This window comes from Cupriavidus sp. GA3-3 (genome assembly GCF_000389805.1).
GTDB lineage: Bacteria > Pseudomonadota > Gammaproteobacteria > Burkholderiales > Burkholderiaceae > Cupriavidus > Cupriavidus necator_D.
Genome location: NZ_KB944471.1, coordinates 81,300 through 106,889, shown reverse-complemented (window position 1 = coordinate 106,889; position 25,590 = coordinate 81,300). Strand labels below are relative to the sequence as shown.

The following is a 25,590-nucleotide window of genomic DNA, read 5'->3' as shown; positions in this document are numbered from 1 at the left end:
CCGGCCTGGGTGCCTACTCGAAGAACATCTCGAAGACCTGCGTGCGCAAAACCACTGGATGGCCGCATCGCGGTGGTAGCCCGATCCCATTTTTATTGACCGACTCTGGCCGGTTTCTGACGACCATCCCATCCGTGCCCGGCCTGCCTCCGGCAACTGAAAGAGCGTTTCACATTGTGGAATTTGCTCCGGGTTTCCCCCGGCGCTATCTTTCGTTCCTTGAAAATGCTTTCCACATTGCGGAATTTAGTGTTTATCTCATTGAAAAATAAGGAAAAATCAACTCTTATGTCTTATATAAGACTTTGCCGCGACGCATCAAGAACGCCCTACAATGAACCCACGCTGCTCGCCTCGACATCCGCCAGCACACTCAACTATTTTTTCAAACGCGCTTTCTTCTTAGGAAATTCCCATGGCCCAGTATCAAGACGACATCAAGGCAGTTGCCGGTTTGAAAGAGAACCACGGCAGCGCGTGGAATGCCATCAATCCCGAGTATGCCGCCCGCATGCGTGCCCAGAACAAGTTCAAGACTGGCCTGGACATCGCCAAGTACACTGCCAAGATCATGCGCGCCGACATGGCCGCCTACGATGCCGACTCGTCGAAGTACACCCAGTCGCTGGGCTGCTGGCACGGCTTCATCGGCCAGCAGAAGATGATCTCCATCAAGAAGCACTTCAACAGCACCGAGCGTCGCTACCTTTACCTGTCCGGCTGGATGGTGGCCGCGCTGCGCTCTGAGTTCGGCCCGCTGCCGGACCAGTCGATGCACGAAAAAACCTCCGTCAGCGCGCTGATCCGCGAGCTGTACACCTTCCTGCGCCAGGCCGACGCCCGTGAGCTGGGCGGCCTGTTCCGCGAGCTGGACGCTGCCCAGGGCCCTGCCAAGGCCGCCATCCAGGCAAAAATCGACAACCACGTCACCCACGTCGTGCCCATCATCGCGGACATCGACGCGGGTTTCGGCAACGCCGAAGCAACGTACCTGCTGGCCAAGCAGTTCATCGAAGCGGGCGCATGCTGCATTCAGATCGAAAACCAGGTGTCCGACGAGAAGCAGTGCGGCCACCAGGATGGCAAGGTCACCGTGCCGCATGAGGACTTCCTGGCCAAGATCCGCGCCATCCGCTACGCCTTCCTGGAACTGGGCGTGGACGACGGCATCATCGTGGCCCGTACCGATTCGCTGGGTGCCGGCCTGACCAAGCAGATCGCCGTGACCAACACGCCGGGCGACCTGGGCGACCAGTACAATTCCTTCCTCGATTGCGAGGAGTTGTCGGCCGACCAACTGGGCAATGGTGACGTCATCATCAAGCGCGACGGCAAGCTGCTGCGTCCCAAGCGCCTGCCCAGCAACCTGTTCCAGTTCCGCGCCGGCACGGGCGAAGCGCGTTGCGTACTGGATTGCGTCACCGCACTGCAAAACGGCGCTGACCTGCTGTGGATCGAAACCGAAAAGCCGCATATCGCCCAGATCGGCGGCATGGTCAGCGAGATTCGCAAGGTCATCCCGAACGCCAAGCTGGTGTACAACAACAGCCCGTCGTTCAACTGGACCCTGAACTTCCGCCAGCAGGCGTATGACGCGATGAAGGCCGCGGGCAAGGATGTGTCGGCATATGACCGCGCCCAGCTGATGAGCGTGGAATACGATCAGACCGAACTGGCGAAGCTCGCCGACGAAAAGATCCGGACCTTCCAGGCCGACGCGTCGCGCGAAGCAGGTATCTTCCACCACCTGATTACGCTGCCGACCTACCACACCGCCGCGCTGTCGACCGACAACCTGGCCAAGGAATACTTCGGCGACCAGGGCATGCTGGGTTATGTGGCTGGCGTGCAGCGTAAGGAAATCCGTCAGGGCATCGCCTGCGTCAAGCACCAGAACATGTCCGGCTCGGACATCGGCGACGACCACAAGGAGTATTTCAGCGGCGAAGCGGCCCTGAAAGCGGCGGGTAAAGACAACACCATGAACCAGTTCTGATACCAGTAATACCCCAAGCAAAACGCCAACCGATACGGGTTGGCGTTTTTTTGTCCGGCGAGATCGCTCGCGGGGTTCTCATCAAACATATTCTTGTGCGCTTCCATGCAGAAGCTGTACGTGTGGCTTGAAATCAGCGTGCTGGGTTGAGACGCGGATGCGTCTCCTCTCCCCAGTGATACAGTACAAGGCCAGACAGTCCCATCGCGATGGCGACGAACCAGAATGCACTCTCGACGCGGCCACCGAGCGCTGCAGCTGCGCCCAGGCAGAGCGCGCCGATGCCATACCCGAGGTCGCGCCAGAAGCGGTAGATGCCAATGGCAGACGCCCGCCAACTGGGGTGTGCGATGTCGGCTACCGCAGCGCTCAGATTGGGGTACAACATCGCCATGCCCAGCCCGGTCACGGCGGCCGAGGTGCTCCACCAAACCGAGCCGCTGCCTAGCGGCAGCAGGGCCACGCCAGCGCCACACACCCACATACCCCCGACATTGAGGCGCTGACGGCCGACCTTGTCCGAGAATCTACCGGTGAATAGCTGGGCACCGCCCCAGGTAAAGCCGTAGACACCCACTATCCAGCCAATGCCGGGCAGGCTCACTCCCTGCTGGTGCAGGTAGATGGGAAACAAGGCCCAAACCAGCGCGTCAACGAACTTCTCCACTAGCCCGGCCTGGCAGAGCGCGGCCATTCGACGGTCGCGCCAACTCATCAGGACGAACATCTCGCTGCTCGATGGTTGCTCGCTTACGCCCGGCGGGTAGCGTGGGTGAAGCACTGTCGCGGATGTGCCGGCGGTGTGGCGTTTGACCTCAGCCCGGGCCCAGGGCAGCGTCTCCATCACCACCAGCCAGGCGAGCAATGTCGCCAGCCCAATGACGACAGCGCCGAACCACAGCAATCCTTCGCGCGGACCCGAGATGGAAGCCGCATAGCCCGTGACCACTCCTGCCACGGCGACACCCACGTAGCCAGAGAATTCGTTCAGCCCGATAACCAGGCCGCGCTGGTCGGCTCGCGTAATGTCGAGCTTGGCCGTCTGGGTCATTGACCAGGTCAGGCCCTGATTCACACCGAGCAAGGTAGTTGCCAGGACAATCCAGTTCCACGATGGCGCGAAATAGATAAGCAGCGGAATCGGTAGCGCTACAAGCCATCCGATGAGCAGCACTCGTTTGCGGCCGATGTGCTCCGCCAGGCGACCCGCAACGAAGTTCATAGCACCCTTGACGAAGCCGAATGCCACGACGAAGGCCACCAGTAGCATGAACGACCCACGTGGCACGCCGAACTCGGTCTCGGCGAGCGCCGGTACAACGTTGCGCATCATGCCAATGGTCATGCCTACGAACAGCACCTGCAGCAGTTGCTGCAGAATCTGGCCAAGATTGGCACGTATGCCGAAGTCAATCGAGAGCGGCTTCAATCGCGCGCACCTTCGGGCTTAATGCCACGCAGATTGACCTCTATGATGCGAGCCATGTTCTCCGGTTGCTGCGGGATGTCGGCAACCACCGCATCGACAAAGGCATCGCGCGACATTGCGAGCATCGGGTTGAAGCGTTTCTCGAACCCGATGGTCGATGCAGGCTTGCCAGAAAGGCCTGCGCCGCAGGCGCTGCCGGCTTGATGTCCAGGATAAATCTCAAGCTCGGCAGGGAGATTCAACAGCTTGCGATGCAAGCTATCGTGCAGTCGGGCGGCCATTTCGCGTTCTCTCCCGGCCAGGTCCGGCCGGCCGGCACATCCAAAGAAATAGGAAAAGGTGGCGTTTTCAGTGGGACGTTGGCGGAAGAACATGACGGTTTCCTGTGTCTGGACACTGGCGCCTAGTCGGCCCGCGCTTTCCGTGCCATGACATCCGTCTCCTTGCCCTATGCCTCGATGGGCAGCCCGTGAGCGCGCCACTCGGCCACGCCATCAGTCAGGTGGAAGGCGCGATAGCCCTTCTTGCGCAGGAACTCGACAGCGTCCTTGGCCATCAGGCAGAAGGGGCCGCGGCAGTACGCGACAACGGGCATGTCTTTGGGCAGCTCGGCAAGCCGCTTCCTGAGTTCGTCGAGTGGCAGGGAGCGAGCATGCGGCAAGTGGGCCGTGGCGAACTCCTCTGCTGGGCGCACATCGAGAACCAGCACTTCTCCGGCCCTGGCCTTCTTCAAGATGGCAGCACGGTCGAATCCTTCGAGGTCGTCGCCATGCCCGATGATTGACGCCAGGGCCACCTGCAATTCCACTAGCCGCTCCTCGGCCGCTGAACGAAGCGTTACCCAGAGGTCGGCCACGCTGGTGCTGGCCAGACGGTACTGGACGTACTTCCCATCCTTGCGGGTCTCGACGAGACGAGCCTGGCGCAGCTCCTTGAGATGAGCGCTGGCGAGCTTCACGCTGATTTCTGCCTGGGCGGCCAGAACCTCGACGGTTTTCTCACCCTGGCACATAAGCTCGATAAGCTCCAGACGTTTCGGGCTGGCTACGGCTTTCCCGATGCGCGCGACCTGCTCGTACAGGTGGTTCTTTAACGTTCTCATTTTTTCATTCTATGGAACGTTAGAATGAATGGCAAGCTCTGTGTGGAAGGAGCCTCTCTCTGGGAGGCTGTTTGACAGCGGCTGCCAGCGGTAGCTTCATGCCTCAGTCAGACCAGCACGTGACGTGTCTCTAGAAAGAAGCGCTGAATCTCTTGTTCAATCTCCGGATCGATCATTCTGACCGGCCGGTTTCCGTTCGGGCAGGCAAGCCTTGGGGTCGTTCCAAACAAGCGACAAATCAACGGGCGCTCCGAATACACGCTGCATCCCTTGGTATCAAGGTGAGGGCAACTCAGGTTTGCCAGCGCCGTTTCGTGCTCGGCATCGCTTTTGACGGGAAGCCTCGACATTTCCTCCGTTGAGGTTGTCACAGGACCACAACAGTCATGACATCCAGGGGTGCACTCAAATGTGGGAATTCGTGAGCGAAGAAATCTGATCTTTTGACTATTCATTGGTGCGGTTATCAGAAAGTCGGTCAGGAGCTGGCCGAGGTAGGATGCGCGCTACATTCAACCCAACTGTGCGCCGCGATCTAGTTCAACTAACGTGCCCCCGGCGGTAGTCTGAGGAATTCCGACGCCTCTTGCATAGCGCTCTCGGCCAGCTCACGGGCATCCTCGCCGCCGCCGGGCGTCATCAGGCCGGCCAGTGCTGCATAGAGCAAGTGGATCAGGTCCACGGCACGGTGATACTGTTCGTCGCTCATCTCTTTCCCTCTGCGAGGCCATCGAGCCGTGTCGTCAGCTCAGGCCGGGACCTTGCTGTGGGACTGGCCGATGGCCGCGCCTGATCGGGCCGCCGTTTCATGTGCCTCCGCGCCCAGACAGATGCTGCACAAGCCAGATCATTGCCGACACCGCTGCACCGGCCCAGAGCGTCACGATCACCAGCGCCGCAACGTGGCTGACGGGGCGGTGGGCGGATGCCGCGGCCGCCGCGCGATGCTGGCGCATTACCGCGACCGGAATCCACCGTATTGCCAGCAACAAGCCCAGCGGCACCACCACCACGTCATCCAGATAGCCGAGCACCGGAATGAAATCGGGAAACAGGTCAATGGGCGACAAGGCATAGGCGGCGACCGGCAAGGCCAGTGCTTTCGCATACCATGGCGTGCGGGGATCTTGCGCGGCCAGCCACACGGCGTGCACATCTTCCTTGACTGCGCGAGCCCAACGCCGGGAACGTGCGATCAAATGAGCCAGAAGATCCCGGCGCCACAAATGCAGACGCACATCGTCCAGCACCGGAACCGCAGCGAGGGCAAGCAACAGGGTTGCCAGCGCAAGTGTGGCGCTGAACCCGACGTGCTTGAACCCCAGGGCGCCAATGACGCCGCCGGCAAAGAACAATACGACGAGTGTGATGAGTACCTGCAGCTTATGCCGATTGGCGAGCACCGGCGGCTTGCTCGAATCGGCCCTGGACAGGTTCCAATAGAACAGCTTGCCCAGTTCGATACCGATGTCGGTGACCATGCCGGTCACGTGCGTGGTGCGGATCTCGGCATTCGACAGCTTGGTGACCATGGCATTTTGCAAGCCCATGATGAAACAGAGCACCATGACTGTTGCCGGCACGAACAACCATTCGTGGTGTTCGAGATTGCTGCCTAGCAGGCCAAAACACACCAACAACAAGGCTTCCAGCATGAGCGGCAATGCGTATTCGCTATGCAGTCGCTCGCGCCGGGCCCAGTTGATCAGTACCGCTGAGCAGGCGGCGCCCGCCAGGAACGACAGCAAGGCCCCAAGGCCGTCCAACATCAGCCAGAAACTGCCAAGCGCCAGGTTGTCGGCCATGGCGGACACAACGCCCGACATGTGCGAGGTGTACTGCTGCACGGCCAGGAAGCCGCCTGCGTTGGTTGCTCCGGCCACAAACGCCAGGTAGCAGGCCAGTTGCCGATTGCTGCCGGGACTGCGCTCCTTCCCAGTCAGCTTGCGCAAGTACAGGATAGGCATGGTTGCGTTGGTAAGGAGGCTTGCGCGGGGGAGGGCGGTGTCAATACCGGAGCTGCGGTCTTGCCAGCTTCGGCCAGGCCGCACGATCCGACGCAAGGCGCTCGCCGCGTTTCAGGCGGCGAGCGGCCGCGGTCAGGCTTAGCGAATGCGCGGTTTCCAGGATGCGCGCTCGTGCAATCAGCGCGTCCAGGGAGGGCAGCTTGTGCGCCCCCTTCCAGGCAAACAGCGTGTAGTTGGAACTGTCTTCGGAAAGAGAAATCGACATCGACTGGCCGAACGCGGTGCTGACTTCCTCCAGGTAAAGCGGGATATCGGGATCGCTTTCGAGAAAATTCGCGACCAGCACGCCGGTATCGGCCAGGCGGGCATGACAGGCGGCATAGAAGTCTGCCGTCCCCAGCTGCACCGGCATGCCATCGGCCAGAAACCCGTCCACCAGGATCACGTCCGGTCGCGCATCCTGGTTCGCAACATAGTCGGCGCCATCTGCGCAAACCACCTCAAGTCGTTCGTCGTCCGGCGGGATCTGGAATTGCTCGCGCAGGGCGATGACCGCCGGATTAATTTCAATTGCCACGATCTTGGTGTTGGGCAGATGCCGGTAGCAGTACTTGGCAAGCGAACCGCCACCCAGGCCGATCATTGAGATCCTGGCCGGGACTGGGTGCAACAACAGGAATCCCATCATCGTCCGGGTATAGCCCAGCACGAGCTTGTCGGGATCCTTGCGCGACATGAAGCTCTGGGTGGCGAGCGCGTCGAAATGCAGGGACAGGGCGTGCTGGGTTTCCAACACCTTGGGCGTACCGTCGTGGCTCGCCTCGGCAAGGAACTTCAGGTAGGCGTCGAACGAGGTGCGGTCGGCATGCATAGCTCAGGATTCCATCAAAGCGCCTTGGGAAGCGCCTCTCCCCGCAACAATGCCGCGATGGTGACGACAGCGGCGGCTTCGTCCGCTCCGTCCGCCTGGATGCGGATGTGCGTTCCCACCCGGGCGGACAGGCGCATGACCTCCATCACGCGCTTGGCGTTTGCAACCCAGGGGCCACTGGTAAGCAGGATCTCGCACTCAAATTGATTGGCCGTGAAAGCCAGCCGTGCGGAATTCCGCCCTTGAAATGCATTCCCGGCAGTTACCGCTATCGTCACTTCTACCACTGCGCCCCTCATCAAAAAGTTGTGCCCCCTGAAGACTCGTTTGCGCGGGACCGCGCGCCCTGCCAGCATCTACTAAGGCATGCCGGCGCATCTTGGAGATGTATACTATTATAATTCCATTATTATATGATGACATTGTTAGACGCATGGAATCCAAGACTGCCCGCCTGACCGTATTGATCGATCCGGAGAAGAAAAAGGCCTTTGAGGCGCTCTGCGCCGCCCAGGACCAGACGCCATCCCAAGTCGTTCGCCAGATGATTCGCGACTATTTGCAGCAGTACGAGGTGGACTACGCCACCCGGCCGACGCTTGGAGCGCCAAGGTCAGTGGCGAAGGAACGCGGGTGATGCAGGAAGGGGCCAGCCGGTGCCCACGCTCAGGTGCACACCTCAGGTGCACACCGCTGTTGCCAGGGCCGGATCACTAGCGTCTTGTGGCACCGGTCTGCCGGACGGCGCTTAGTATTGCGCGCAGGATCTCTATCGGCGGTGGTGGACAGCCCGGCACCGTTATGTCTACCGGGATGACATTGGCGACGCGGCCGCAGCTCGCATAGCTCTCCCCGAAGATCCCGCCAGTACAGCCACAGTCGCCTATCGCCACCACCAGTTTCGGCTCCGGGGTTGCCGCATAGGTGCGCAGCAGGGCCTCTTCCATATGACGCGAAACGGGTCCCGTCACCAGGAGCATGTCGGCATGGCGCGGGCTTGCGACGAACTTGATGCCCAGGCCTTCGATGTTGTAGTAAGGATTGCCGAGTGCGTGGATTTCCAGTTCGCAGCCATTGCAGGAGCCTGCGTCGACCTGCCGGATCGTCAGCGCCTGCCCGAGAATGTCGAGCAGCTCCCGGTGGATGCGCTGGATGGAGGCGGCCTCGTCCGCCGCGCCGCGCGGAGCAGGCTCAGTAACGATGCCGGTATGTGCGATCTGCCTGAGGATTTTCCACATCAGAGATCGTGCCCCGAATAGCTGAGGTTGAAGGATTTGTTGATCAGCGGAAAGTCCGGCACGATGTTCCCGATGATGGCATGCTCCAGCACCGGCCAGTTCTGCCACGACGGGTCGTGGCAATGGCAGCGCAGAATGCGGCTGTCATCGGCAAGGTCGAGCGCGACCAGGACTTCGCCACGCCAGCCCTCCACCCATCCGACCCCGATGGCGGCGCCGGCGGGCGCTTGCGGAACGATTCGCGTGGCACCCTCCGGCAGGCCTGCACAGATGGCACGGATCAGTCGCAGCGACTCCAGCACCTCATCGAAGCGCACCGCCACCCGGGCGGCGACATCGCCGCCGCGGTGCGTGGCCATCTTCACGGCGACGCTATCGTAGGGCCGCCAGGCATGGTCGCAGCGCAGGTCCGCGGCGCAACCGCTGGCACGTCCGGCCAGGCCGGTAAGCCCAAGCCGGGCGGCAAGCTGCGGCGTGACGCAGCCTGCTCCAAGAAATCGGTCCTGCAGGCCCGCATGTTCGTCGTACACCGCACGCAGCACGCGTACTTCCCGCTCGATGTGACCGCACTGCTGTTCCAGGCGCTCAGCCATGGCTGGTGCCAGGTCTTGCGCAACGCCGCCCGGTACCACGGCGTCCATCATCAGCCGGTGACCGAAAGCCTCTGCGGACAACCGCTGCCAGTCTTCGCGCAGGCGCGAGAATTGCGCCAGGCCGAAGGCCAGCCCCGCGTCATTGCCCAGCGCCCCCAGGTCACCCAGGTGATTGGCCACCCGCTCACGCTCGAGCATCAGGGCGCGCAGCCAGTCCGCCCGCGGTGGAGGCGCGCAGCGCCAGGCGGACTCCAGCGCCATGCAATAGGCCCAGGCATAGGCCACGGTGGAATCGCCCGAGACCCGGCCGGCCAACCGGTAGCCCTCGGGCGGCGCCAGTTCGGTGAAACGCCGCTCGATGCCCTTGTGGGTGTAGCCCAGGTGTTCCTCCAGCCGCAGCACCTTCTCGCCGACCACCGAAAAGCGGAAGTGGCCGGGTTCGATGATGCCGGCATGCACCGGCCCGACCGCGATCTCGTGCACGCCGTCGCCCTCCACGCGCACGAAAGGATAGTTGGCAGGCAATATGCCGCCGGTGGCCGCACCCGCCGGCGCGCCGCCTTGCAGCGGCCGCGCCCCTGCCGGCCACAGGCCGTGGTCCAGCCAGGGCCGGCCATCGCGGCTGTCCTGCACGGGGATACCCACCAGGTCGGTCATGGCACGTTGCATCCGGCCCGCGCATGGGAATACGCCGGCCAGGTCCGGCACGGCGGGCGCGACGCCATCCAGTCGCAGTTCGAGCCACATCAGCCCCCGCGCCGCGGCGTATGTGACGCATGCCGTCAACGTGCCGCCGATGGCACTCCGATCAACGCCCCACAGCGCAACGAGGCGCCCGCCAGCGTCCGCCACCGCGCGGGCCGTGACCGACCAGCCGTCTGGATCGACCCGGCCATGCCAGACTGGCAGCGGCGCGGGCAACCGCTCCAGGTTGAGGCCGGGATCGGACAGAGTCATCGGTTCAGCTCCCAAGCATTGCGGCTGCCTGCCGGTACCAGGTGTCGAGATAGGGCGGAACATAGAGGCCCAGCATCAGCCCCAGGGCGAGGTGCGTGAACACCGGGACCAGCGCTGGCGGATGCGCCAGCGGCATGAGCGTGGTGTCGCCGAAGACCATCGGCTGCACCCGGCTGAACACCGCGGCGAACGCCAGCCCAAGTGCCAACAGCAGGAAGGGCGTGGCCCACGGCTGTTCGCGCATGGCGGTGGTGACGATCAGGAACTCGCTGGCAAAGACCCCGAACGGGGGCATGCCCAGGATGGCGAGCACTCCTACCATCAGGCCCCAGCCGACCGTGGGACTGACACGGATCAACCCGCGAATATCGTCCATGACTTGCGTGCCCGCCTTCTGCGCGGCGTGGCCGACGGCGAAGAAGATCGCTGACTTGACCAGCGAATGCACCGTCATGTGCAGCAGGCCGGCATAGCTGGCGATCGGCCCGCCCATGCCGAAGGCGAAGGTCATCATGCCCATGTGCTCGATGGACGAATACGCGAACATGCGCTTGATGTCGCGTTGCCGGATCAGGAAGAAGACAGCCGCGACCACCGATAGCAGGCCGAACCCCATCATCAGGCGGCCGGTCAGATGGTTGCCAAGCGCCGCATCGGTCAGCACCTTGCAGCGCAGCACGGCATAGAGCGCCACATTGAGCAGCAGGCCGGAGAGCACGGCGGATACCGGGGTTGGCCCCTCGGCGTGGGCATCGGGCAGCCAGTTGTGCAGTGGGACCAGGCCGACCTTGGTGCCATAGCCGATAAACAGGAAGGCAAACGCCAGCGTGATGATGTTGGGATCGAGCTGGCGCTTGACCGCGTCCAGGTTGGTCCACAGCAGGGCCCCGCCCTCCGGGCCGATGACCTGCTCGGCGGCCATGTACAGCAGCACCGTACCGAACAGCGCCTGGGCAATCCCCACCCCGCACAGGATGAAGTACTTCCAGGCGGCCTCGAGGCTCGCGGCGGTGCGGTAGACGCTGACCAGCAGCACCGTGGTCAGCGTGGCGGCCTCCATCGCAACCCACACGATACCCATATTGTTGGTCGTCAGCGCCAGCAGCATGGTGAAGGTGAAGAGCTGGTACATGCTGTGGTACAGACGCAGCCGCGGCGGCGTCATCTTGCCGTGGTCGTGCTCCACCCGCATGTACGGCCGCGAAAAAATCGAGGTGGTCAGCCCCACGAACGCGGTCAGCGCAACCAGGAAGACGTTCAGGGCATCGATGTAGAACTCCCGGTCCCATGCCAGCATGGGACCATCGGCGACGATTTGCGCCGTCAGCACGCAGGCGGCGAGGAATGTGCCCAGGCTGAAGGCGACATTGATGTCGCGGGCGCGCTCGCGATGTCCCGTCAGCGCCAGCACCAGCCCGCCGGCAAGCGGAAATCCAAGCAGAAAGGCCAGCGCGGTCAACTCAATCCTCCTTCAGCTTCTCAAGGTGACGGATGTCCAGGCTGTCGAACTGCTCGCGGATCTGGAACATGAACACGCCCAGGATCAGCACGCCGATCAGCACATCCAGCGCGATGCCCAGCTCGACCACCATCGGCATGCCATAGGTCGCGGCGGTGGCCGCAAAGAAGAGGCCGTTCTCCATCGCCAGGAAGCCGATGACCTGCGGCACCGCCTTGGAGCGCGTGATCATCATCAGGAAGGACAGCAGCACGCAGGCCAGCGCAATGCCCAGCGTGCCGCTGGCGAGCTTCAGCGACAGCCGCGAGATCGGCATGGTGAGGTTGAAGGCGAAGATCACGACCAGGATGCCGATCAGCATCGTGGTGGGAATGTTGATCAGCGTCTCGACGTCCCTGCGGATCCGGAGACGATCGATCACGCGGTGCAGCAGATAAGGGATGAGCAACGCCTTGAGGATCGCGGTCAGGCCGGCCGACAGGTAGAGGTGCGGCTGGCCCGTCACGTAGCCGACGATAGCCGTGGCCAAGGCCAGGGTCGCACCCTGCAGCGTGAACAAGTTGATCAGCGACAGGATCCGTCGTTGCGAGATCATGGCGAAGGCGAGGATCAACAGCACCGCGCCGAGCAGGTTGACAAACTGGGTGAGGAGTACGGTCACTGGACTGGCCTCCGGGGGTTCAGCGTGCCAGCAGCAAGTGGACCAGCATGCCGATCACCGCCAGCAGAAAGGCGGTGGCCAGGAACTCCGGCACGCGGAAGATGCGCATCTTGGCGCTCGCCGTCTCCAGCGCCGCCAGCAGGATCCCGCCCACCATGAGCTTGAACAGCAGCGCGGGCAGCGCCAGCAGCATGGCCAGGGGAGCTTGCGCTTCTGCAACGCCCCATGGGAAAAACAGCGCCAGGCCGATGCAGGAATAGGCGAACAGCTTCAGGCTTGCCGCCCACTCAAGGAGGGCCAGATGCCGCCCCGAATATTCCAGGATCAGCGCCTCGTGGATCATCGTCAGCTCGAGGTGGGTGGCGGGATTGTCGACCGGTATGCGGGCGTTCTCGGCCAGGGATACCATGGTGAACGCCACGCCGGCAAACGCCAGGCCGGGATAGATGGCCAGGTCCCGGTGAGCAATCGTCTCGACGATGGTGGTGAGCGAGGTCGACTTGGAGACCAGCGAGGCGGAGAACAGCACCATCAGCAGCGCCGGTTCCGCCAGGAAGCCGATCAGCATCTCGCGCCGCGCTCCCAGGGTCCCGAAAGCGGTGCCGACGTCCATCGCCGCCAGCGAGATGAAAACCCGCGCCAGCGCGAACAGGCCGACCAGGGCAATCGCGTCGGCGGCCGGTGCCAGTGGCAGATCGGTGGACACGGTCGGGACGATCGAGCAAGCCAGCGCCATGCAGCCGAACACCACGTAAGGCGTGGCGCGGAACAGCGGCGAGGCATTGTCCGCGACCACCGAGTCCTTGTTGAACAGCTTGTGCAGCATGCGATAGGGCTGCCAGAGGCTGGGTGCCGACTTGTTCTGCAGCCAGGCCCGCCACTGATTGACCCAGCCGGTCAGCAGCGGCGCCAGCGCGATCGAAATCACGATCTCAAGCAGCTGTGACAGGATCCCGGTCAGGTTCATGCGGCCCTCTTCACATCACGGCCAGCAGCGTGGCGGCCAGGGTCAGGAAGCTGTACAGCAGGTAAACCGAGATGCGTCCCTGTTGCATCAGGCCGATCAGCCGGGCCAGGTACGACGCCAGATCGATCACGGGGACATACATCCAGCGCCAAAAATGATCCGCCACTGTGACCCGGTAGTGCGGCTGCTCATCGAATGGCGTCGGCAGGTCGCGGCGCATCAGGAAAAACGGCTCAAAGATCTGGCGGATCGGCTGCCCGAACCCCTCGGCAGTGTCCTGCATGCGCGCGGTGCCCCAGGGAAAGCCGCAAGCCCAGGGCGGGCTGCGGCGAAGCCGACCGTGGTACAAGCGGCGCACCAGCAGGTAGGCGAGCGCAACGCTGGCCAGGATGCCTGACAGGAAAATAACCGGCCCGTAGCTGGCCTGGGCCAGGCCATTCGGCGCCAGCAGCCAGCTGCTGGCCGCGGTCCGGGCGCCGAGTCCGCTCGCCACCAGTTGCTGCGTCACCGGATCGATCAACTGGACGAATTGCGTCGGCAGCAGGCCAAGCGCGATGCAGCCCAGCGCCAGCCACAGCATGCCCGCGCGCTCCCAACGGCCGGCGTCGTGCGCGTTGACCAGTCTGGGCTCACGGGGCTGGCCGAGGAAGATCACGCCGAAGAACTTGACCATGGTGTAACCGGCCAGTGCCGCCACCAGCGCAATCAGCGCGGCGACCACCGGGATCAGCATGGTCAGTATCGGTTCCGGCAGACCAGGCGTGAACAGGAAGCTCTGCAGCAGCAGCCACTCCGAGACGAAACCGCCAAGCGGCGGCAGCCCGGCGCTGGCCAGCACGCCCAGCAGTGTCAGCCAGCCCACCCATGGCATGTAGCGAATCAGTCCGCCTAGCTTGCCCAGGCTTCTCTCGGTGGTGGCATGCAGCACGCTACCGGTTCCCAGAAAAAGCAGGCTTTTGAAGAATGCATGGCTGGCGACATGGTAGAGCGCGGCCGTCAGGGCGAGGGCGGCCATCGGCTTCATGCCGTAGGCCGAGAACAGCAGTGTCAGCCCCATGGCAACGAAGAGCAGGCCCATGTTCTCGATCGACGAATAAGCCAGCAGCCGCTTCATGTCGGTCTGAACAGCTGCGAAGACCACGCCGAACAGCGCGGTGGCCAATCCAATCGCCAGCAGCAATCCGCCCCACCACCACAGGCGCATCGGCAGCAGGTCGAAAGATACGCGCAACAGGCCGTAGATGGCAGTGTTGAGCATGACGCCGCTCATCATTGCCGATACCGGTGACGGCGCGGCCGGATGCGCCTCCGGCAGCCAGATGTGCAGAGGCAGGATGCCGGCCTTGGCGCCGAATCCGAACAACGCGAGCAGGAAACCGGCGGAGGCCCAGAACGGCGTCAGCGCCTGGGCGCGCATGTTGGCAAACGTATAGTCGCCGGTATTGGCCTGCAGCACGCCAAAGCACAGCAGAATCGCAATCGCCCCGATGCGCGCCATCGTGATGTAGAGATAGCCGGCGGCGCGCACTTCGGCGATGCGGTGGTTGGCGGTCACCAGGAAGAATGAAGCCAGCGCCATGGTTTCCCACATCACCATGAACGAGTAGGCGTCGTCGGCCAGGATCACCCCGGCCATGCTGGCAAGAAACAGGTGGTATTCAAGACAAAGCAGGCCTGGCGGCGTACCTTCGCCCGTGCGGAAGTAGCCAGCCGCAAACGTGGAGATGCCAGCCGCCGCTCCCCCCATTACCATCAGGAAGTAGGCGGACAGGCTGTCGAGCCGGACGTGGAACGGCAGCGATGGCAGGCCAATGGGCAGCACGGCTGCCTCGGGCGTGCCGGACACAGCGTGCAGCGCCAGGCTGAACAGCGCAAGCCCTAGCAGTCCCCCGATGGGGAACAGCACGTGGGATACCAGGGCAAACCGATGCAGCGCCAGGACCCCTGCCACGCCGATAAGCAGCCAGGCCCCAACCACAACAAGCATCCAGTCGAGATGGAGCCATTGCGTGAGAGGGGGCACGGTGCTCATGGATCAGGCTCCACGACGGGTCGTACGGCGCTTGGCAGGAGGTGCCGCGTCGCGCCGCGACGACGCGCCGACCGGTGGCCTCTCTTTGCCCTTGGCTTCCGCCTTGTCCGTGCCTACGCCGCTGGGCACGTACTGGACGCCATGCTGGGCCAGGTAGTCGCGGATAAGCCGCCGTATCACCTGCGAGGCAGTCAGATCCTGTTGTGCGCAGAGGCGCTCGAAGGCGGCCTTCTTGTTGGGATCGATGAGCAACGTAAGCCGAGCGGTCTTTTGCTCCATGGGATCCTCAAGATGGCAATACGATGATTACATGAATCACATCATAGATGATGGCCATGCGAATCAAAAGGCCTGGACGCTGCCATTCCTTTACTCGCTGCAACCAGGGCAAATACACTGGACGGCGTCGCACATTCGTCGCTGGCGTTTCCTGCTGTCAGCCTAGTGCATGCGGCGCTGCAGCATCCCGCTGTCGCCGGTGCGCAATTCTCCCAATGCGGTCAGCGCCATCGAGTTTCTCGTTCCGCGTGTGCTAGGCTGAAGGCGAAATCCTGCCGCCCACGCGGAGACACCAATGGTCGAAGCTTCCGAACTGAAGTCGGGCATGGTCATCATGCTTGAAGGTGAACTTCATAGCGTTACCAGCGCCGGGTACCACGCCGGCGGCGGCCAACAGGGGAGCGCAGTTTTCGCCAAGTTCAAGAGCCTTAAGACTGGCCACATCAAGGAGTTGCGGTTACACCCGGGCAACAAGCTCGAAGAGGTCGCGCTTGATCACCAGGAGATGGAATATCTGTACACCGATGGTGACGCCTTTTTCTTCATGAATCCCGACACCTTCGAGCAGATCAGTTTTCCTGCGGAAACCATGGGCGCATACCAGAAGTTTCTTCGTCCCAATATGCGAATCCCGGTGCAGCTTTATGAGGGCGAGCCAGTCACCATCGCATTCCCCCCTGCGGTCGAGGTAACCATCATGTCCACGCCGCCGGGCCTGCACGAGCATGAATCCTCTACCTTCAAGGCTGCCACGCTGGAGAACGGCATGGAAGTTCTCGTTCCTCAGTTCGTCAAGGAAGGGGACACGGTGCGAATCGAGGTCGCTTCAGGAAAATATTTGGAGCGGATAAGGCGAGGGACGCGAAAGGCGTGACTCCGGTGCCGCGCGACTCCCTGCATGCGCAGCGCCGCGTACAGTTCCGGCGGGACGGGGGCGGCAGCGTCGGCAGTACCGCATTCGGCACCTGATAGCCATCAGCGACAAAAGGCTTGGCGCGTAAGCGCGGCGATGCTTCCGTCGCCTTGGTTCTACGGTCCTCTTGCCTCCTTCCGGACGGCTTCGTCGTAGCGTGTTCTTTGTCATGCCGGGCTGTCAGCCCAGTCCTATATTTGACACAGTGCCAATCGTGCTGCGCGACGCACCGCGATGATTTCGCTAACAGGAGGGCAAGATGAACGACATCCAATCTGATTTCTCTATGCGCAAGGACGCATTGGCCCGCGACGTCGATACGCTGATGGCCGACGTTCAGGCACTTCTTCATGATGTCAAAGCCGAAACCGGCGTAGGGACCAGCCTTGAGCGCCATGCACTCAAGGCCCGGCAGCGCGCGCTGCAGGAGCGCATCGTTACGCTGCGCGAAGAAAGCCGCGCCAAAGTCTCCGAGTGGGCGACAACGACCGATCGCTACGTTCATGAGCATCCGTGGCAAAGCATGGGTACTGTGGCCGCCATCGCGGCTACCACAGGCGCTATCGTCGCGCTGGCTGCCAGCCACCGTTAGGTATTCGTGACTGAGGGACCTGCACGGCAGTGACCCGTGCTGGTCCCGCAAGGGGCACGTGTTTTTTGCCATGCCGGCAAATGGCTACAGCCCCTTGCGGGAGCCTCGATCTAAGTGGCGACACATCTGAGCGGCAATACAACAACTGTGCCCGCCAGGTGCGATTGCCCAGACGCGCCACGCTGGACGGTCTGCTTACGTGCGACCCGCAGGATGTTTACCCAGGAGGCCAGTCATGGACGGGCTGACAAAGGAAGAGTTGGCGAAGTTGGTGGCCCAAATGGACGCTGAGGAGTTGCGCATTCGTGCCGTCGCCGGAACCGCGGATTCGCCTGTTGTGGCGCCAACACAACGTGAACACCTTGATGATGGTGAAGTGGCGGACGAAAAGACTGTGCAGCGCCAGGGCGACGCGATGCTGAAACACTATCGCATGCAACTGGCTGACATTGAAGCAGCCCGGTCACGGATGAGGAGCGGCCAGTATGGCGTCTGTATTGACTGCCAGCAGGCGATCCGTTTCGCCCGCCTGCAAGCGTACCCGACCGCCACGCGCTGCACGGCATGCCAGAATCTCCACGAACACCGCCATCCCCGCCAGGCGCAGGAGACGCGCCGACCGGCTTCCACAGATCTTTCGTCGCCGGACTGACTTACTCGTTCCTGAGATCAATGCCGAAGCCGCCCGCCAGTTCACAATCGATGATCCCGGCGGCGTAGGCGAAAAGCCATTCCTCTGCCTCCTCCAGCGTTGCGGGCGGGTGGGGCCAGTCCGGCGTAAAGCGGATGCCCATGTCCTCATTGCGCGTGGAGATCTGGACTCGCCCGCCTGGCTTGCCTGGCTCAATCACCTCCGGCACGAAGAGCGCAACGTGGAATCCCTTGTAAGACCGCTTTTTTTCCAGCATTTCAGCCTCCGGCAATTTACGATGTCCGTAGCTCAGCCCGAGCGCCGGACTGTCTTGAATTCAAGATATAGCGAGGCGCGGCTAATGCCTAGTAATGCCGCGGAACCCCGGCGATCACATCGGAGCGTGCGGTTGAATTTGACCTAGACTGAAAAAGTGCCTTCGCGCGCTTCGAGGCTGGGCAATGGAGCTTCATTGGCAGCCAACTGATGCGGGCGAATGACAATGGCACAGGCAACACACAATCATCTGCTGCCTGAACTCATGTGAATTGGTGTTCACGAAGGGGGCATCATGTTGCAAGCCAGTGAAATGCAGCAACGTTTTAGTCATCTGCAGCAAACCATCAGCGAGACATCCCGGACTTGTCATGCCGATACGGGGATTCCACAAGACTTGATGAACTGGGTGGATGAGCTCGACAAGGAGTGCAAATCGGCATCGAAGGTCGTGTCTTCCAAGGATGAGGATCGGATCCGGCAGTGGGTCGATGATCTCGAACGGATCGGTGATCGTGCAGACCGCGCTTGCCAGCAGGCCGGCAGTCTCGATGCAAAGGTCAAGGATGCAGTCAGTTCGATGCATTCGGAACTTGCTGACCTGAAGCGCCAACTGCACTAACTTATCTGACAGCCCCGGTCCAACCAGCCGGGGCTGATTGCATGCGCCGCGGTCAAGGCGCGCACGATCTCAGGCCGCAGGCAAGGCCAGGTTGCACCTGCACCCAGCCTGCATAGGCGGCCTCCCTCAGCCCTGCAGGGCACCCAAAATCACCTCCTGCACACGCGCTTTCCAGGCGGATCAGCGCGCTGGAGAAGGCCATTGGCCTGCGGCTGCTGCATCGCACGATGCGCAAGGTCGAGCTGACCGAGGCCGGGCAGCTCTACTACGAGCGCTGCAAGCGCATCTGGACGAAGCACGGATCGCCCACGAGCAACCGGGGGAGATGCTGCCGCCTGGCAATGCTGGGCCTGGGCGTGGTCTTGCTGGCCGAGGAGGTGGCGGCAGAGGACGTGGCGGCCGGCCGCCTGCGCCGGATATTGCCTGGCAGGCAGACCAGGCCGACGCCGGTCTATGCGCTGACCGAAACACGCTTGCTGCCGGCAAAGACACAGCGCTTTATCGAGTTCCTGAAGGAGCGTCTGGGCACCAAAGCGTGAGCACACAGTGATTGCGCGCCGAACGCGCAATCACCTCCAGCGACGGTAGCCCTCACTTGCGCCGCATTTGCATGACCGTAGGCTTGCCATCAACGTTGTCGAACGTCACGGATACCGCCTCGCCCTCCTTGAAATCCTTCAGCGATGCGCGATCCTTGACGGGGAACGCCATGGTCATCGGTCCCATGCCGAGGTTGGCGATCGGTCCGTGCCTGAGCGTGACCTTGCCGGCCTGCGCATCGATCTTCTTGATCTCGGCTGCCACGGGTTGCGGCGCCTGCTGCGCGGGTGCGGACGGCTTCATGTCCATGCCGTCCATCGATCCCGCTGCGAATGCGGCCGGCGTGGTGGCGAAAGCCAGCGCGAGGGCGAGCGTCTTGATGGAATTCATAGTGGTTCCTTCTGAAGTGAGGGGTGTACGGAAACTGGTTGAGGTCTGGTCTGGCGCCGGCGCATCAGCAAATACACCGCCGGCACCACGAAGAGCGAAAGCAATGGCGCGGTGAGCATGCCGCCCACCATCGGCGCGGCAATGCGCTGCATGACCTCGGAGCCGGTGCCATGCGACCACATGATCGGCACCAGGCCGGCAAGGATGACGGCGACGGTCATTGCCTTGGGGCGCACGCGCAGCACCGCGCCTTCCTGGATGGCCTCAAGCAGCGCGGACAGGCTGGCATCGCCCTGGTTCGCGCGCGCGGTCCATGCCTGCTTCAGGTAGAGCAGCATGATCACGCCGAATTCCGCCGCCACGCCCGCCAGCGCGATGAAGCCGACCACGCCGGCAACCGACAGGTTGTAGCCCAGCAGGTAGAGCAGCCAGAAGCCGCCGATCAGCGCCAGCGGCAGTGTGCCCATGATGAGCAGGGCTTCATCGAGACGGCCGAACACCAGGTACAGCAGCACGAAGATGATCAGCAGCGTGAACGGCACTACCACCTTCAGCTTTGCGGCGGCCCGCTCCAGGTATTCGAACTGCCCCGACCAGCTCAGCGAATAGCCAGCCGGCATCGGCACCGCTTTCGCAACGGCGGCCTGCATATCCCGGACGGCCGAGCGCAGGTCACGCCCGCGGATGTCGACATACACCCAGCCCGACAGTCGCGCGTTTTCGCTGCGCAGCATCGGCGCTCCCTGCACCACCTGGATGCGCGCCAGGTCGGACAGCACGATCTGCTGGCCCTTGTCCGTGACGATGGGCAGGCTGCGCAGTTGCTCCACCGAGTCGCGGTAGTCGCGCGGGTAGCGTACGTTGATAGGGAAGCGCGCCAGCCCGTCGACGACCTCGCCCACATTGTCGCCGCCGATGGCCGACGATACCACGCTCTGCACATCCGCGATGTTCAGCCCGTAGCGGCCCGCCGCCACGCGATTGATGTCGATATCGACATAGCGCCCGCCGCTCAGCCGCTCGGCCAGTGCCGACGTCACCCCCGGCACTGTCCTGACGGCTTCCTCGATGCGCGTTGCCAGGCGATCGATCTCCTTCAGGTCCGCGCCCGCCACCTTGATGCCGACCGGGCTCTTGATGCCGGTGGCAAGCATGTCGATGCGGTTGCGGATCGGCGGCACCCAGATGTTGGACAGGCCCGGCACCTTGACCACGCGATCGAGCTCTTCCACCAGCTTGTCGGTGGTCATGCCGGCACGCCACTGGTCGCGCGGCTTGAACTGGATGGTGGTCTCGAACATCTCGAGGGGAGCCGGATCGGTCGCGGTATCGGCGCGGCCGGCCTTGCCGAACACGGTCGCCACCTCGGGCACGGTCCTGATCAGGCGGTCGGTCTGTTGCAGCAGCTGCGCCGCCTTGCCGGCGGAAAGGCCTGGCAATGCCGACGGCATATAGAGCAGGTCGCCCTCGTCGAGCGGCGGCATGAATTCGGCGCCGGTACGCAGCATCGGCCACGCCGTCGCGGCCAGCAGCACCGCGGCGACCGCAAGGGTGGTCTTCGGGTAGGCCAGCACCCGTGCCAGCACCGGCCGATAGGCGCGGATCAGCCATCGGTTCAAGGGGTTGGACTGCTCCGAAGGAATCCTGCCGCGGATCATGTAGCCCATCAGCACCGGCACCAGCGTCACCGACAGGCCCGCCGCCGCGGCCATGGAATAGGTCTTGGTAAAGGCCAGCGGCGAGAACAGCCGGCCCTCCTGCGCCTCCAGCGTAAAGACCGGGATAAACGACAGCGTGATGATCAGCAGCGAGAAGAACAGCGCGGGCCCGACCTCGGTGGCGGCCCGGCCGATCACGCCCCAGCGCTCGTTCCCTGCCAGCGCCCGGCCGGGGTTCTCGGCATGCCAGTGTTCCAGCTGCTTGTGCGCGTTCTCGATCATCACGACCGCGGCATCGACCATGGCGCCAATGGCAATGGCAATGCCGCCCAGCGACATGATGTTGGCATTGATGCCCTGGTAGCGCATCACCAAAAAGGCGGCCAGCACGCCCAGCGGCAGCGACACGATCGCCACCAGCGCGGAACGCAGGTGGAACAGGAACAGCAGGCACACCAGCGCGACCACGGCGAACTCTTCGGCCAGCTTGTGTGTCAGGTTTTCCACCGCGCGCTTGATCAGCGCGGAGCGGTCATAGGTGGTGACGATCTGCACACCGGCAGGCAGGCTCTTCTGCAGCGTGGCTAGCTTCGCCTTGACCGCCTCGATGGTTTCCAGCGCGTTCTTGCCTGAGCGCATCACGATCACGCCGCCGGCAACCTCGCCCTGGCCGTCAAGTTCGGCGATGCCGCGCCGCATCTCCGGGCCGAGCTGGACGATGGCGACATCGCCCAGCCGCACCGGAATGCCGGCATCGCTGGTCACCAGCGGAATCTGCCGGAAATCGTCGAGCGTCTTCAGGTAGCCGCTGGCGCGCACCATATACTCTGCCTCGCCCATTTCCAGCACCGACCCGCCGGCCTCCTGGTTGGCGCCCCTGAGCGCCGCCAGCACCTTGCCCTGCGACAGGTTGTAGGCGCGCATCCGGTCCGGCAGCAGCACCACCTGGTACTGCTTCACCATGCCGCCCAGCGAAGCGACTTCGGCCACATTGGGCAGCGATTTCAGTTCGAAGCGCAGGAACCAGTCCTGCAGTGCGCGCAACTGGCCGAGGTCATGCTGGCCGGTCTTGTCCACCAGCGCGTACTCGTAGATCCAGCCGACGCCGGTGGCATCCGGCCCCAGCGCCGGCCTGGCCGCGGCGGGCAGGCGGGACTGCACCTGGTTCAGGTATTCCAGCACGCGCGAGCGCGCCCAGTACAGGTCGGTGCCATCCTCGAACAGCACATAGACGAACGAATCGCCAAAGAAAGAGTAACCCCGGACCGTCCTGGCGCCGGGCACCGACAGCATGGTGGTGGTCAGCGGATACGTAACCTGGTTCTCGACGATCTGCGGCGCCTGGCCCGGGAAGGGCGTGCGGATGATCACTTGCACATCGGACAGGTCGGGGAGGGCGTCGAGCGGCGTGCTTCGCACCGCCCACAGGCCCCATGCGGTCAGCATCACCGTGGCCAGCAGGACCAGGATGCGGTGGCGGATCGAGGCCAGGATCAGGCGCGCGATCATGGCCGGGCTCCCTGGGCGGTGCCGGCGGGCTCGACCGACGACAGCATGGCCGCGCCGTCGCGGTCCAGGTGGAAGCGGAAGCGGATGCGGTCGCCAGGCTTCAGTCCCTTGGGCAGGCCTGTCGGCGGCGCGGCGAAATCCATGGTCATCGCACCCCACTGTGCCGACGGGATGGGGCCATGCGAGATGGTCAGGCTCTCGCTGCCGTTCACGGCTTCGATGCGGCCTGTGCCTTCATGCTCGGCCGATGGTGCGGCAGGTGCGGAGGCCGCAGGCGGGGCGGACATGCGTTGCGCGCTGCCGCGCAGGCTGGCTTCCGAGTCGATCAGGAACTGGCCGGACGTGACCACTTTCTGTCCCGGCGCCAGTCCGTCCAGCACCTCGACCATGCCATCGGCCTCGCGGCCGGTCTTGATCTCGGTGGCAACGAACCCTGCCTGGCCGGCATCGACCATGACGATACTGCGCTGGCCGGTGCGGATGACCGACTCCGACGGGATCAGCAACGCTTCCTTCTGCGCGCCACTGTCGAAGCCGACCGTGACAAACATGCCCGGCAGCAGGCGCCTGCCGGGGTTGGGCAGGATGATGCGGGCCTTGACGGTGCGGGTCGCCGGGTTGACGTCGGGAAGGATGGCGTCGACCTTGCCGGCAAGGGGGCTGGCCGTGCCGCCCTGCAGTACCGTGGCCGCCGCGCCGGGCCGGATGGTGCCGGCCTGGCCCTCTGGTACCTCGGCAATCACCCACACCTGGCTCAGGTCAGCCAGGCGGAACAGCGTCATGCCCGGCGACACGGTCATGCCCTCGCGCACCGCCACCTCGGTCACGAGGCCATCGACCGGGCTGGCGATGGCAACACCGGGCTGCGGCTTGCCGGATCTTTCGACCGCACTGACCTGGCCCGGCGTCATGCCTGCCTGCAGCATGCGATTCCTGGCAGCACTGCGCAGGTCGTCCAGATGCTCGCTCGCTGCCATGCGTGACACGGCCAGGTATTCCTCTTGCGCCGCGACCCAGTCGGGCGAGTACAGGGTGACCAGCGCCTGTCCGCGCCGGACCGGGTCAAGGGTGGCCCGGACCGCGACGTGCTGCACAAAGGCGTTGGTGCGCGCCTGGATGACCTGCACGCTGCGTTCGTCGATGGCGACATTGCCGGGCACCTGTAGCATCGCGGCCAGCCGTCCAGGCTTTGCCTCGGTGGTGCGAATGCCGAGGTTTTGCGCGACATGGCTGTCGACGGTGACACCGCTGCCGCTGCCATCGCCGTCCGCGTAGACCGGCACCAGTTGCATCTCCATGAAGGGAGATTTGCCCGGCTTGTCGAAGCGCTGGCCCGGCACCATGGGATCGTGCCAGTACAGGATCTTCCTGCCGGTCTTCGGGTCGATGTCGCCGGCCTTGAGCACGGTGGATTGCGCGCCAGCCGTGCTCGACGGTTGCGCAGTCTGTGTGCCGCGCGTGAACCCGAAGTGGTAAGCGCCGTAGAGGGCGATGCCGGCGACGACCAGCCCGGCTGCTGCTGCAATGATGTGCTTCTTCATTTTGCCTCCCTCACTGCGGCTTCGGCCTGGGCGGTAGGCAATGGCACCAGGTAGTTCAGGTCCGCCCACAGCTTCGCGGTCTTTGCCTCAAGCAGCAGGCGATCCATGGCGGTGTCGATGGCGCGATGGTTGGCTTCGGCGACCGCCGCCAAGGTGCCCGTGCTGGCGCGGTAGGCCGTCAGTGCCGCATCCGCCTGTGCCCGCGCGAGCGGCAAGGTCTTGTCGTCGTAGCGCCGCAGCCGGTCAAGGTTGCGCTGCAGCTCGGCCAGCCTGGCGCCGACCATGGCCTGGGTATTGCGCCGGACCATTTCCAGCCTGGCCCGCGCGTCATTGGCCTGCGCCAGCCGCGCACTGATTTCGCGGTCCTGGCGGTTGCCCCGGTCCCACGGCAATGGGAAGCTGACATTGAGCGAGCCCATGTTCGAGTAGGCCGAGCCGCGCTGGCTGTACATCAGCTCGACCGTCACGTCCGGCTTGCGGGCTTCCGTTGCCACCTGGATTTCCGATTCGGCCAGCGCCACGTCGCGCTGCGCAGCCGACAGTTCGGGCACGGCCTCGAACTCGCCCCTGGCGAGTTGCCGGGCGCCCGGCGGCACTTCAAGCGGTGGCCGCGCCGACAGCGGGCGCCGCGCAGCGGCGCCGACCCAGCGCTCCAGGTTCAGCGTGGCCGTTGCCAGCGCGGCGCGGTTCTCGTCCTCGCGGTCGTGCAGCTTCTGGATTTCCAGCTCCATCGCCAGTACCTCCGCACGCGAGCCGCGCCCGCCGCGGTAGGCCGCGGTGGCGGCCTGCAGCGCCAGTTCAAGCGGATGGCCGTGATGGCCGAGCAGCACGCCGGCCTGCTCCGCATACCACCGGTCGAGCCAGGCATTGACCGCATTGCGCTGCACGCCTGCCAGCCCCACTGTGCGCTGCGCGTCGGCAGCGGCGGCTTCGGCTTCAAAGCGCGCGGCCCTGGCGCGGCGCTTGTCCGCGCGCGTGAATTCCTGCATCACCGAGATCGAGCGCATGGTCATGGAATCCCGGCTCAGCGAGAACGCGTCCGAGCCGTTGACCGGCACGTTGTTGACGCCGAGCTTGAGCACGGGATCCGGCAGGCGGCCGGCGGCGACGGCCATTTGCCCGGCGGCCTCCACGGCGCCGCGCGACGATTCGGCGTCGCCGGCATGGGCGCTCGCGATCGCGACGGCTTCCTCAAGGGAGAGGGAAGGGGCGGATTGCCCGGGCGCGCCTTGCGGCGCAGCCAGGCCGATTGCGGGCGCGCTGAGCAGCGCCACGGTCAGGTGACGTAGAAAAAGCATAAAGCCTCCAGGGACGACGACTGCTGCCCGCATGGAAGCAGGCAGCACCAGGTGACGTCGAGCCGGAGG

At 63.8% G+C, this 25,590-nt stretch carries 27 protein-coding genes and 1 pseudogene; 8 read left to right on the top strand and 20 right to left on the bottom strand.

The annotated features are described in order from the left end of the window. The first annotated feature begins 41 nt into the window (after window positions 1-41). Window positions 42-272, top strand: coding sequence for a hypothetical protein (locus C265_RS32165; protein WP_143010713.1), 231 nt, complete (start codon window positions 42-44; stop codon window positions 270-272). A 143-nt stretch (window positions 273-415) separates the two neighbouring features. After that, window positions 416-1,996 carry an isocitrate lyase gene (locus tag C265_RS10495; RefSeq protein ID WP_010810531.1) on the top strand — a complete coding sequence of 527 codons (1,581 nt, stop codon included), beginning with the start codon at window positions 416-418 and terminating at the stop codon, window positions 1,994-1,996. Between the two features lie 133 nt (window positions 1,997-2,129). Here C265_RS10495 and C265_RS10490 read toward each other — a convergent pair whose 3' ends face one another. The 8 genes from C265_RS10490 to C265_RS10465 form a co-directional block, all read right to left on the bottom strand. After that, on the bottom strand, window positions 2,130-3,425 hold the full coding sequence (locus C265_RS10490) for an MFS transporter (protein WP_010810532.1): 1,296 nt from the start codon (window positions 3,423-3,425) through the stop codon (window positions 2,130-2,132). Next, a complete protein-coding gene (locus tag C265_RS10485; protein ID WP_010810533.1) occupies window positions 3,422-3,799 on the bottom strand; it encodes a hydroxyacylglutathione hydrolase in 378 nt (125 codons plus the stop codon). Before C265_RS10485 ends, C265_RS10490 begins: the two co-directional genes overlap by 4 nt. Window positions 3,800-3,873: 74 nt before the next feature. Further along, window positions 3,874-4,527, bottom strand: a complete 654-nt coding sequence (locus C265_RS10480) for a metalloregulator ArsR/SmtB family transcription factor (RefSeq protein ID WP_010810534.1) — start codon at window positions 4,525-4,527, stop codon at window positions 3,874-3,876. A 107-nt stretch (window positions 4,528-4,634) separates the two neighbouring features. Next, the gene (locus C265_RS31350) at window positions 4,635-4,982 is read right to left on the bottom strand and encodes a YkgJ family cysteine cluster protein (RefSeq protein WP_010810535.1); all 348 of its coding nucleotides are present in this window, start codon (window positions 4,980-4,982) and stop codon (window positions 4,635-4,637) included. Between the two features lie 89 nt (window positions 4,983-5,071). Then, window positions 5,072-5,236: a hypothetical protein gene (locus tag C265_RS32495; RefSeq protein WP_010810536.1), complete on the bottom strand. Its 165-nt coding sequence runs from the start codon at window positions 5,234-5,236 to the stop codon at window positions 5,072-5,074. Between the two features lie 97 nt (window positions 5,237-5,333). Then, entirely contained in the window at window positions 5,334-6,494 is a 1,161-nt protein-coding gene (locus tag C265_RS10475) for a DUF1275 domain-containing transporter (protein WP_010810537.1), read from the bottom strand. A gap of 40 nt (window positions 6,495-6,534) precedes the next feature. Beyond that, window positions 6,535-7,365, bottom strand: coding sequence for a fused MFS/spermidine synthase (locus C265_RS10470; protein ID WP_010810538.1), 831 nt, complete (start codon window positions 7,363-7,365; stop codon window positions 6,535-6,537). A 14-nt stretch (window positions 7,366-7,379) separates the two neighbouring features. Further along, the gene (locus C265_RS10465) at window positions 7,380-7,652 is read right to left on the bottom strand and encodes an HPr family phosphocarrier protein (RefSeq protein ID WP_136227778.1); all 273 of its coding nucleotides are present in this window, start codon (window positions 7,650-7,652) and stop codon (window positions 7,380-7,382) included. A gap of 146 nt (window positions 7,653-7,798) precedes the next feature. On the opposite strand from C265_RS10465, the gene C265_RS10460 reads away from it, so the two are divergent. Next, complete coding sequence (locus tag C265_RS10460) at window positions 7,799-8,002, top strand: ribbon-helix-helix protein, CopG family (protein ID WP_010810540.1); 204 nt, start codon at window positions 7,799-7,801, stop codon at window positions 8,000-8,002. A 76-nt stretch (window positions 8,003-8,078) separates the two neighbouring features. Here the strand turns inward: C265_RS10460 and C265_RS10455 are convergent, their stop codons facing one another. Genes C265_RS10455 through C265_RS33180 form a run of 7 tightly spaced genes read right to left on the bottom strand, consistent with a single transcriptional unit; the run spans window position 8,079 to window position 15,551 of the window. Continuing rightward, window positions 8,079-8,603, bottom strand: a complete 525-nt coding sequence (locus C265_RS10455) for an NADH-quinone oxidoreductase subunit B family protein (protein WP_010810541.1) — start codon at window positions 8,601-8,603, stop codon at window positions 8,079-8,081. Continuing rightward, window positions 8,603-10,153 carry an NADH-quinone oxidoreductase subunit C gene (locus tag C265_RS10450; RefSeq protein WP_010810542.1) on the bottom strand — a complete coding sequence of 517 codons (1,551 nt, stop codon included), beginning with the start codon at window positions 10,151-10,153 and terminating at the stop codon, window positions 8,603-8,605. Before C265_RS10450 ends, C265_RS10455 begins: the two co-directional genes overlap by 1 nt. Before the next feature lie 4 nt (window positions 10,154-10,157). Next, entirely contained in the window at window positions 10,158-11,612 is a 1,455-nt protein-coding gene (locus C265_RS10445; RefSeq protein WP_010810543.1) for a hydrogenase 4 subunit F, read from the bottom strand. A 1-nt stretch (window position 11,613) separates the two neighbouring features. Beyond that, on the bottom strand, window positions 11,614-12,273 hold the full coding sequence (locus tag C265_RS10440) for a formate hydrogenlyase (protein WP_010810544.1): 660 nt from the start codon (window positions 12,271-12,273) through the stop codon (window positions 11,614-11,616). A gap of 19 nt (window positions 12,274-12,292) precedes the next feature. After that, window positions 12,293-13,240 carry a respiratory chain complex I subunit 1 family protein gene (locus C265_RS10435; protein ID WP_010810545.1) on the bottom strand — a complete coding sequence of 316 codons (948 nt, stop codon included), beginning with the start codon at window positions 13,238-13,240 and terminating at the stop codon, window positions 12,293-12,295. 10 nt (window positions 13,241-13,250) lie between these two features. After that, window positions 13,251-15,272, bottom strand: a complete 2,022-nt coding sequence (gene hyfB / locus C265_RS10430) for a hydrogenase 4 subunit B (protein WP_010810546.1) — start codon at window positions 15,270-15,272, stop codon at window positions 13,251-13,253. Between the two features lie 3 nt (window positions 15,273-15,275). Further along, on the bottom strand, window positions 15,276-15,551 hold the full coding sequence (locus C265_RS33180) for a ribbon-helix-helix protein, CopG family (protein WP_010810547.1): 276 nt from the start codon (window positions 15,549-15,551) through the stop codon (window positions 15,276-15,278). A 295-nt stretch (window positions 15,552-15,846) separates the two neighbouring features. Here C265_RS33180 and C265_RS10420 point away from each other — a divergent pair, with 295 nt between their 5' ends. The 3 genes from C265_RS10420 to C265_RS10410 all read left to right on the top strand — a co-directional run bounded on the left by C265_RS10420 (window position 15,847) and on the right by C265_RS10410 (window position 17,708). Next, complete coding sequence (locus tag C265_RS10420) at window positions 15,847-16,425, top strand: elongation factor P (RefSeq protein ID WP_010810548.1); 579 nt, start codon at window positions 15,847-15,849, stop codon at window positions 16,423-16,425. Between the two features lie 298 nt (window positions 16,426-16,723). Continuing rightward, entirely contained in the window at window positions 16,724-17,056 is a 333-nt protein-coding gene (locus C265_RS10415; RefSeq protein ID WP_010810549.1) for a DUF883 family protein, read from the top strand. 235 nt (window positions 17,057-17,291) lie between these two features. Beyond that, entirely contained in the window at window positions 17,292-17,708 is a 417-nt protein-coding gene (locus C265_RS10410; RefSeq protein ID WP_010810550.1) for a TraR/DksA C4-type zinc finger protein, read from the top strand. Window position 17,709: 1 nt separating this feature from the next. Here C265_RS10410 and C265_RS10405 read toward each other — a convergent pair whose 3' ends face one another. Further along, window positions 17,710-17,964, bottom strand: coding sequence for a hypothetical protein (locus C265_RS10405; protein WP_010810551.1), 255 nt, complete (start codon window positions 17,962-17,964; stop codon window positions 17,710-17,712). Window positions 17,965-18,258: 294 nt separating this feature from the next. Between C265_RS10405 and C265_RS10400 the strand changes: the two genes are divergently transcribed. Together C265_RS10400 and C265_RS10395 are read left to right on the top strand one after the other, a co-directional pair. Further along, a complete protein-coding gene (locus C265_RS10400) occupies window positions 18,259-18,585 on the top strand; it encodes a hypothetical protein (protein ID WP_010810552.1) in 327 nt (108 codons plus the stop codon). A 155-nt stretch (window positions 18,586-18,740) separates the two neighbouring features. After that, window positions 18,741-19,124, top strand: a pseudogene (locus C265_RS10395) (LysR substrate-binding domain-containing protein); the annotation flags it as partial. A 52-nt stretch (window positions 19,125-19,176) separates the two neighbouring features. Here the strand turns inward: C265_RS10395 and C265_RS10390 are convergent. The 4 genes from C265_RS10390 to C265_RS10375 are packed head-to-tail and all read right to left on the bottom strand — an operon-like array spanning window position 19,177 to window position 25,521. Continuing rightward, window positions 19,177-19,515 (bottom strand): copper-binding protein, encoded by a 339-nt coding sequence (locus tag C265_RS10390; RefSeq protein WP_010810554.1) that lies wholly within the window; start codon window positions 19,513-19,515, stop codon window positions 19,177-19,179. Then, the gene (locus tag C265_RS10385; RefSeq protein WP_010810555.1) at window positions 19,512-22,682 is read right to left on the bottom strand and encodes an efflux RND transporter permease subunit; all 3,171 of its coding nucleotides are present in this window, start codon (window positions 22,680-22,682) and stop codon (window positions 19,512-19,514) included. The genes C265_RS10390 and C265_RS10385 overlap by 4 nt, the downstream gene beginning before the upstream one ends. Next, entirely contained in the window at window positions 22,679-24,223 is a 1,545-nt protein-coding gene (locus tag C265_RS10380; protein WP_010810556.1) for an efflux RND transporter periplasmic adaptor subunit, read from the bottom strand. The genes C265_RS10385 and C265_RS10380 overlap by 4 nt, the downstream gene beginning before the upstream one ends. Next, a complete protein-coding gene (locus C265_RS10375; RefSeq protein WP_010810557.1) occupies window positions 24,220-25,521 on the bottom strand; it encodes a TolC family protein in 1,302 nt (433 codons plus the stop codon). Before C265_RS10375 ends, C265_RS10380 begins: the two co-directional genes overlap by 4 nt. Window positions 25,522-25,590: the final 69 nt, after the last annotated feature.

Coding starts and splice junctions, on each gene's coding strand:
- C265_RS10405 (WP_010810551.1), bottom strand. CDS start 17,964: ATGCTGGAAAAAAAGCGGTCTTACAAGGGATTCCACGTTGCGCTCTTC.
- C265_RS32495 (WP_010810536.1), bottom strand. CDS start 5,236: ATGAGCGACGAACAGTATCACCGTGCCGTGGACCTGATCCACTTGCTC.
- C265_RS10380 (WP_010810556.1), bottom strand. CDS start 24,223: ATGAAGAAGCACATCATTGCAGCAGCAGCCGGGCTGGTCGTCGCCGGC.
- C265_RS10485 (WP_010810533.1), bottom strand. CDS start 3,799: ATGTTCTTCCGCCAACGTCCCACTGAAAACGCCACCTTTTCCTATTTC.
- C265_RS33180 (WP_010810547.1), bottom strand. CDS start 15,551: ATGGAGCAAAAGACCGCTCGGCTTACGTTGCTCATCGATCCCAACAAG.
- C265_RS10495 (WP_010810531.1), top strand. CDS start 416: ATGGCCCAGTATCAAGACGACATCAAGGCAGTTGCCGGTTTGAAAGAG.
- C265_RS10420 (WP_010810548.1), top strand. CDS start 15,847: ATGGTCGAAGCTTCCGAACTGAAGTCGGGCATGGTCATCATGCTTGAA.
- C265_RS10385 (WP_010810555.1), bottom strand. CDS start 22,682: ATGATCGCGCGCCTGATCCTGGCCTCGATCCGCCACCGCATCCTGGTC.
- C265_RS10415 (WP_010810549.1), top strand. CDS start 16,724: ATGAACGACATCCAATCTGATTTCTCTATGCGCAAGGACGCATTGGCC.
- C265_RS10400 (WP_010810552.1), top strand. CDS start 18,259: ATGTTGCAAGCCAGTGAAATGCAGCAACGTTTTAGTCATCTGCAGCAA.
- C265_RS10410 (WP_010810550.1), top strand. CDS start 17,292: ATGGACGGGCTGACAAAGGAAGAGTTGGCGAAGTTGGTGGCCCAAATG.
- C265_RS10480 (WP_010810534.1), bottom strand. CDS start 4,527: ATGAGAACGTTAAAGAACCACCTGTACGAGCAGGTCGCGCGCATCGGG.
- C265_RS10460 (WP_010810540.1), top strand. CDS start 7,799: ATGGAATCCAAGACTGCCCGCCTGACCGTATTGATCGATCCGGAGAAG.
- C265_RS10450 (WP_010810542.1), bottom strand. CDS start 10,153: ATGACTCTGTCCGATCCCGGCCTCAACCTGGAGCGGTTGCCCGCGCCG.
- hyfB (WP_010810546.1), bottom strand. CDS start 15,272: ATGAGCACCGTGCCCCCTCTCACGCAATGGCTCCATCTCGACTGGATG.
- C265_RS31350 (WP_010810535.1), bottom strand. CDS start 4,982: ATGAATAGTCAAAAGATCAGATTTCTTCGCTCACGAATTCCCACATTT.
- C265_RS10475 (WP_010810537.1), bottom strand. CDS start 6,494: ATGCCTATCCTGTACTTGCGCAAGCTGACTGGGAAGGAGCGCAGTCCC.
- C265_RS10390 (WP_010810554.1), bottom strand. CDS start 19,515: ATGAATTCCATCAAGACGCTCGCCCTCGCGCTGGCTTTCGCCACCACG.
- C265_RS10375 (WP_010810557.1), bottom strand. CDS start 25,521: ATGCTTTTTCTACGTCACCTGACCGTGGCGCTGCTCAGCGCGCCCGCA.
- C265_RS10435 (WP_010810545.1), bottom strand. CDS start 13,240: ATGAACCTGACCGGGATCCTGTCACAGCTGCTTGAGATCGTGATTTCG.
- C265_RS10455 (WP_010810541.1), bottom strand. CDS start 8,603: ATGTGGAAAATCCTCAGGCAGATCGCACATACCGGCATCGTTACTGAG.
- C265_RS10470 (WP_010810538.1), bottom strand. CDS start 7,365: ATGCATGCCGACCGCACCTCGTTCGACGCCTACCTGAAGTTCCTTGCC.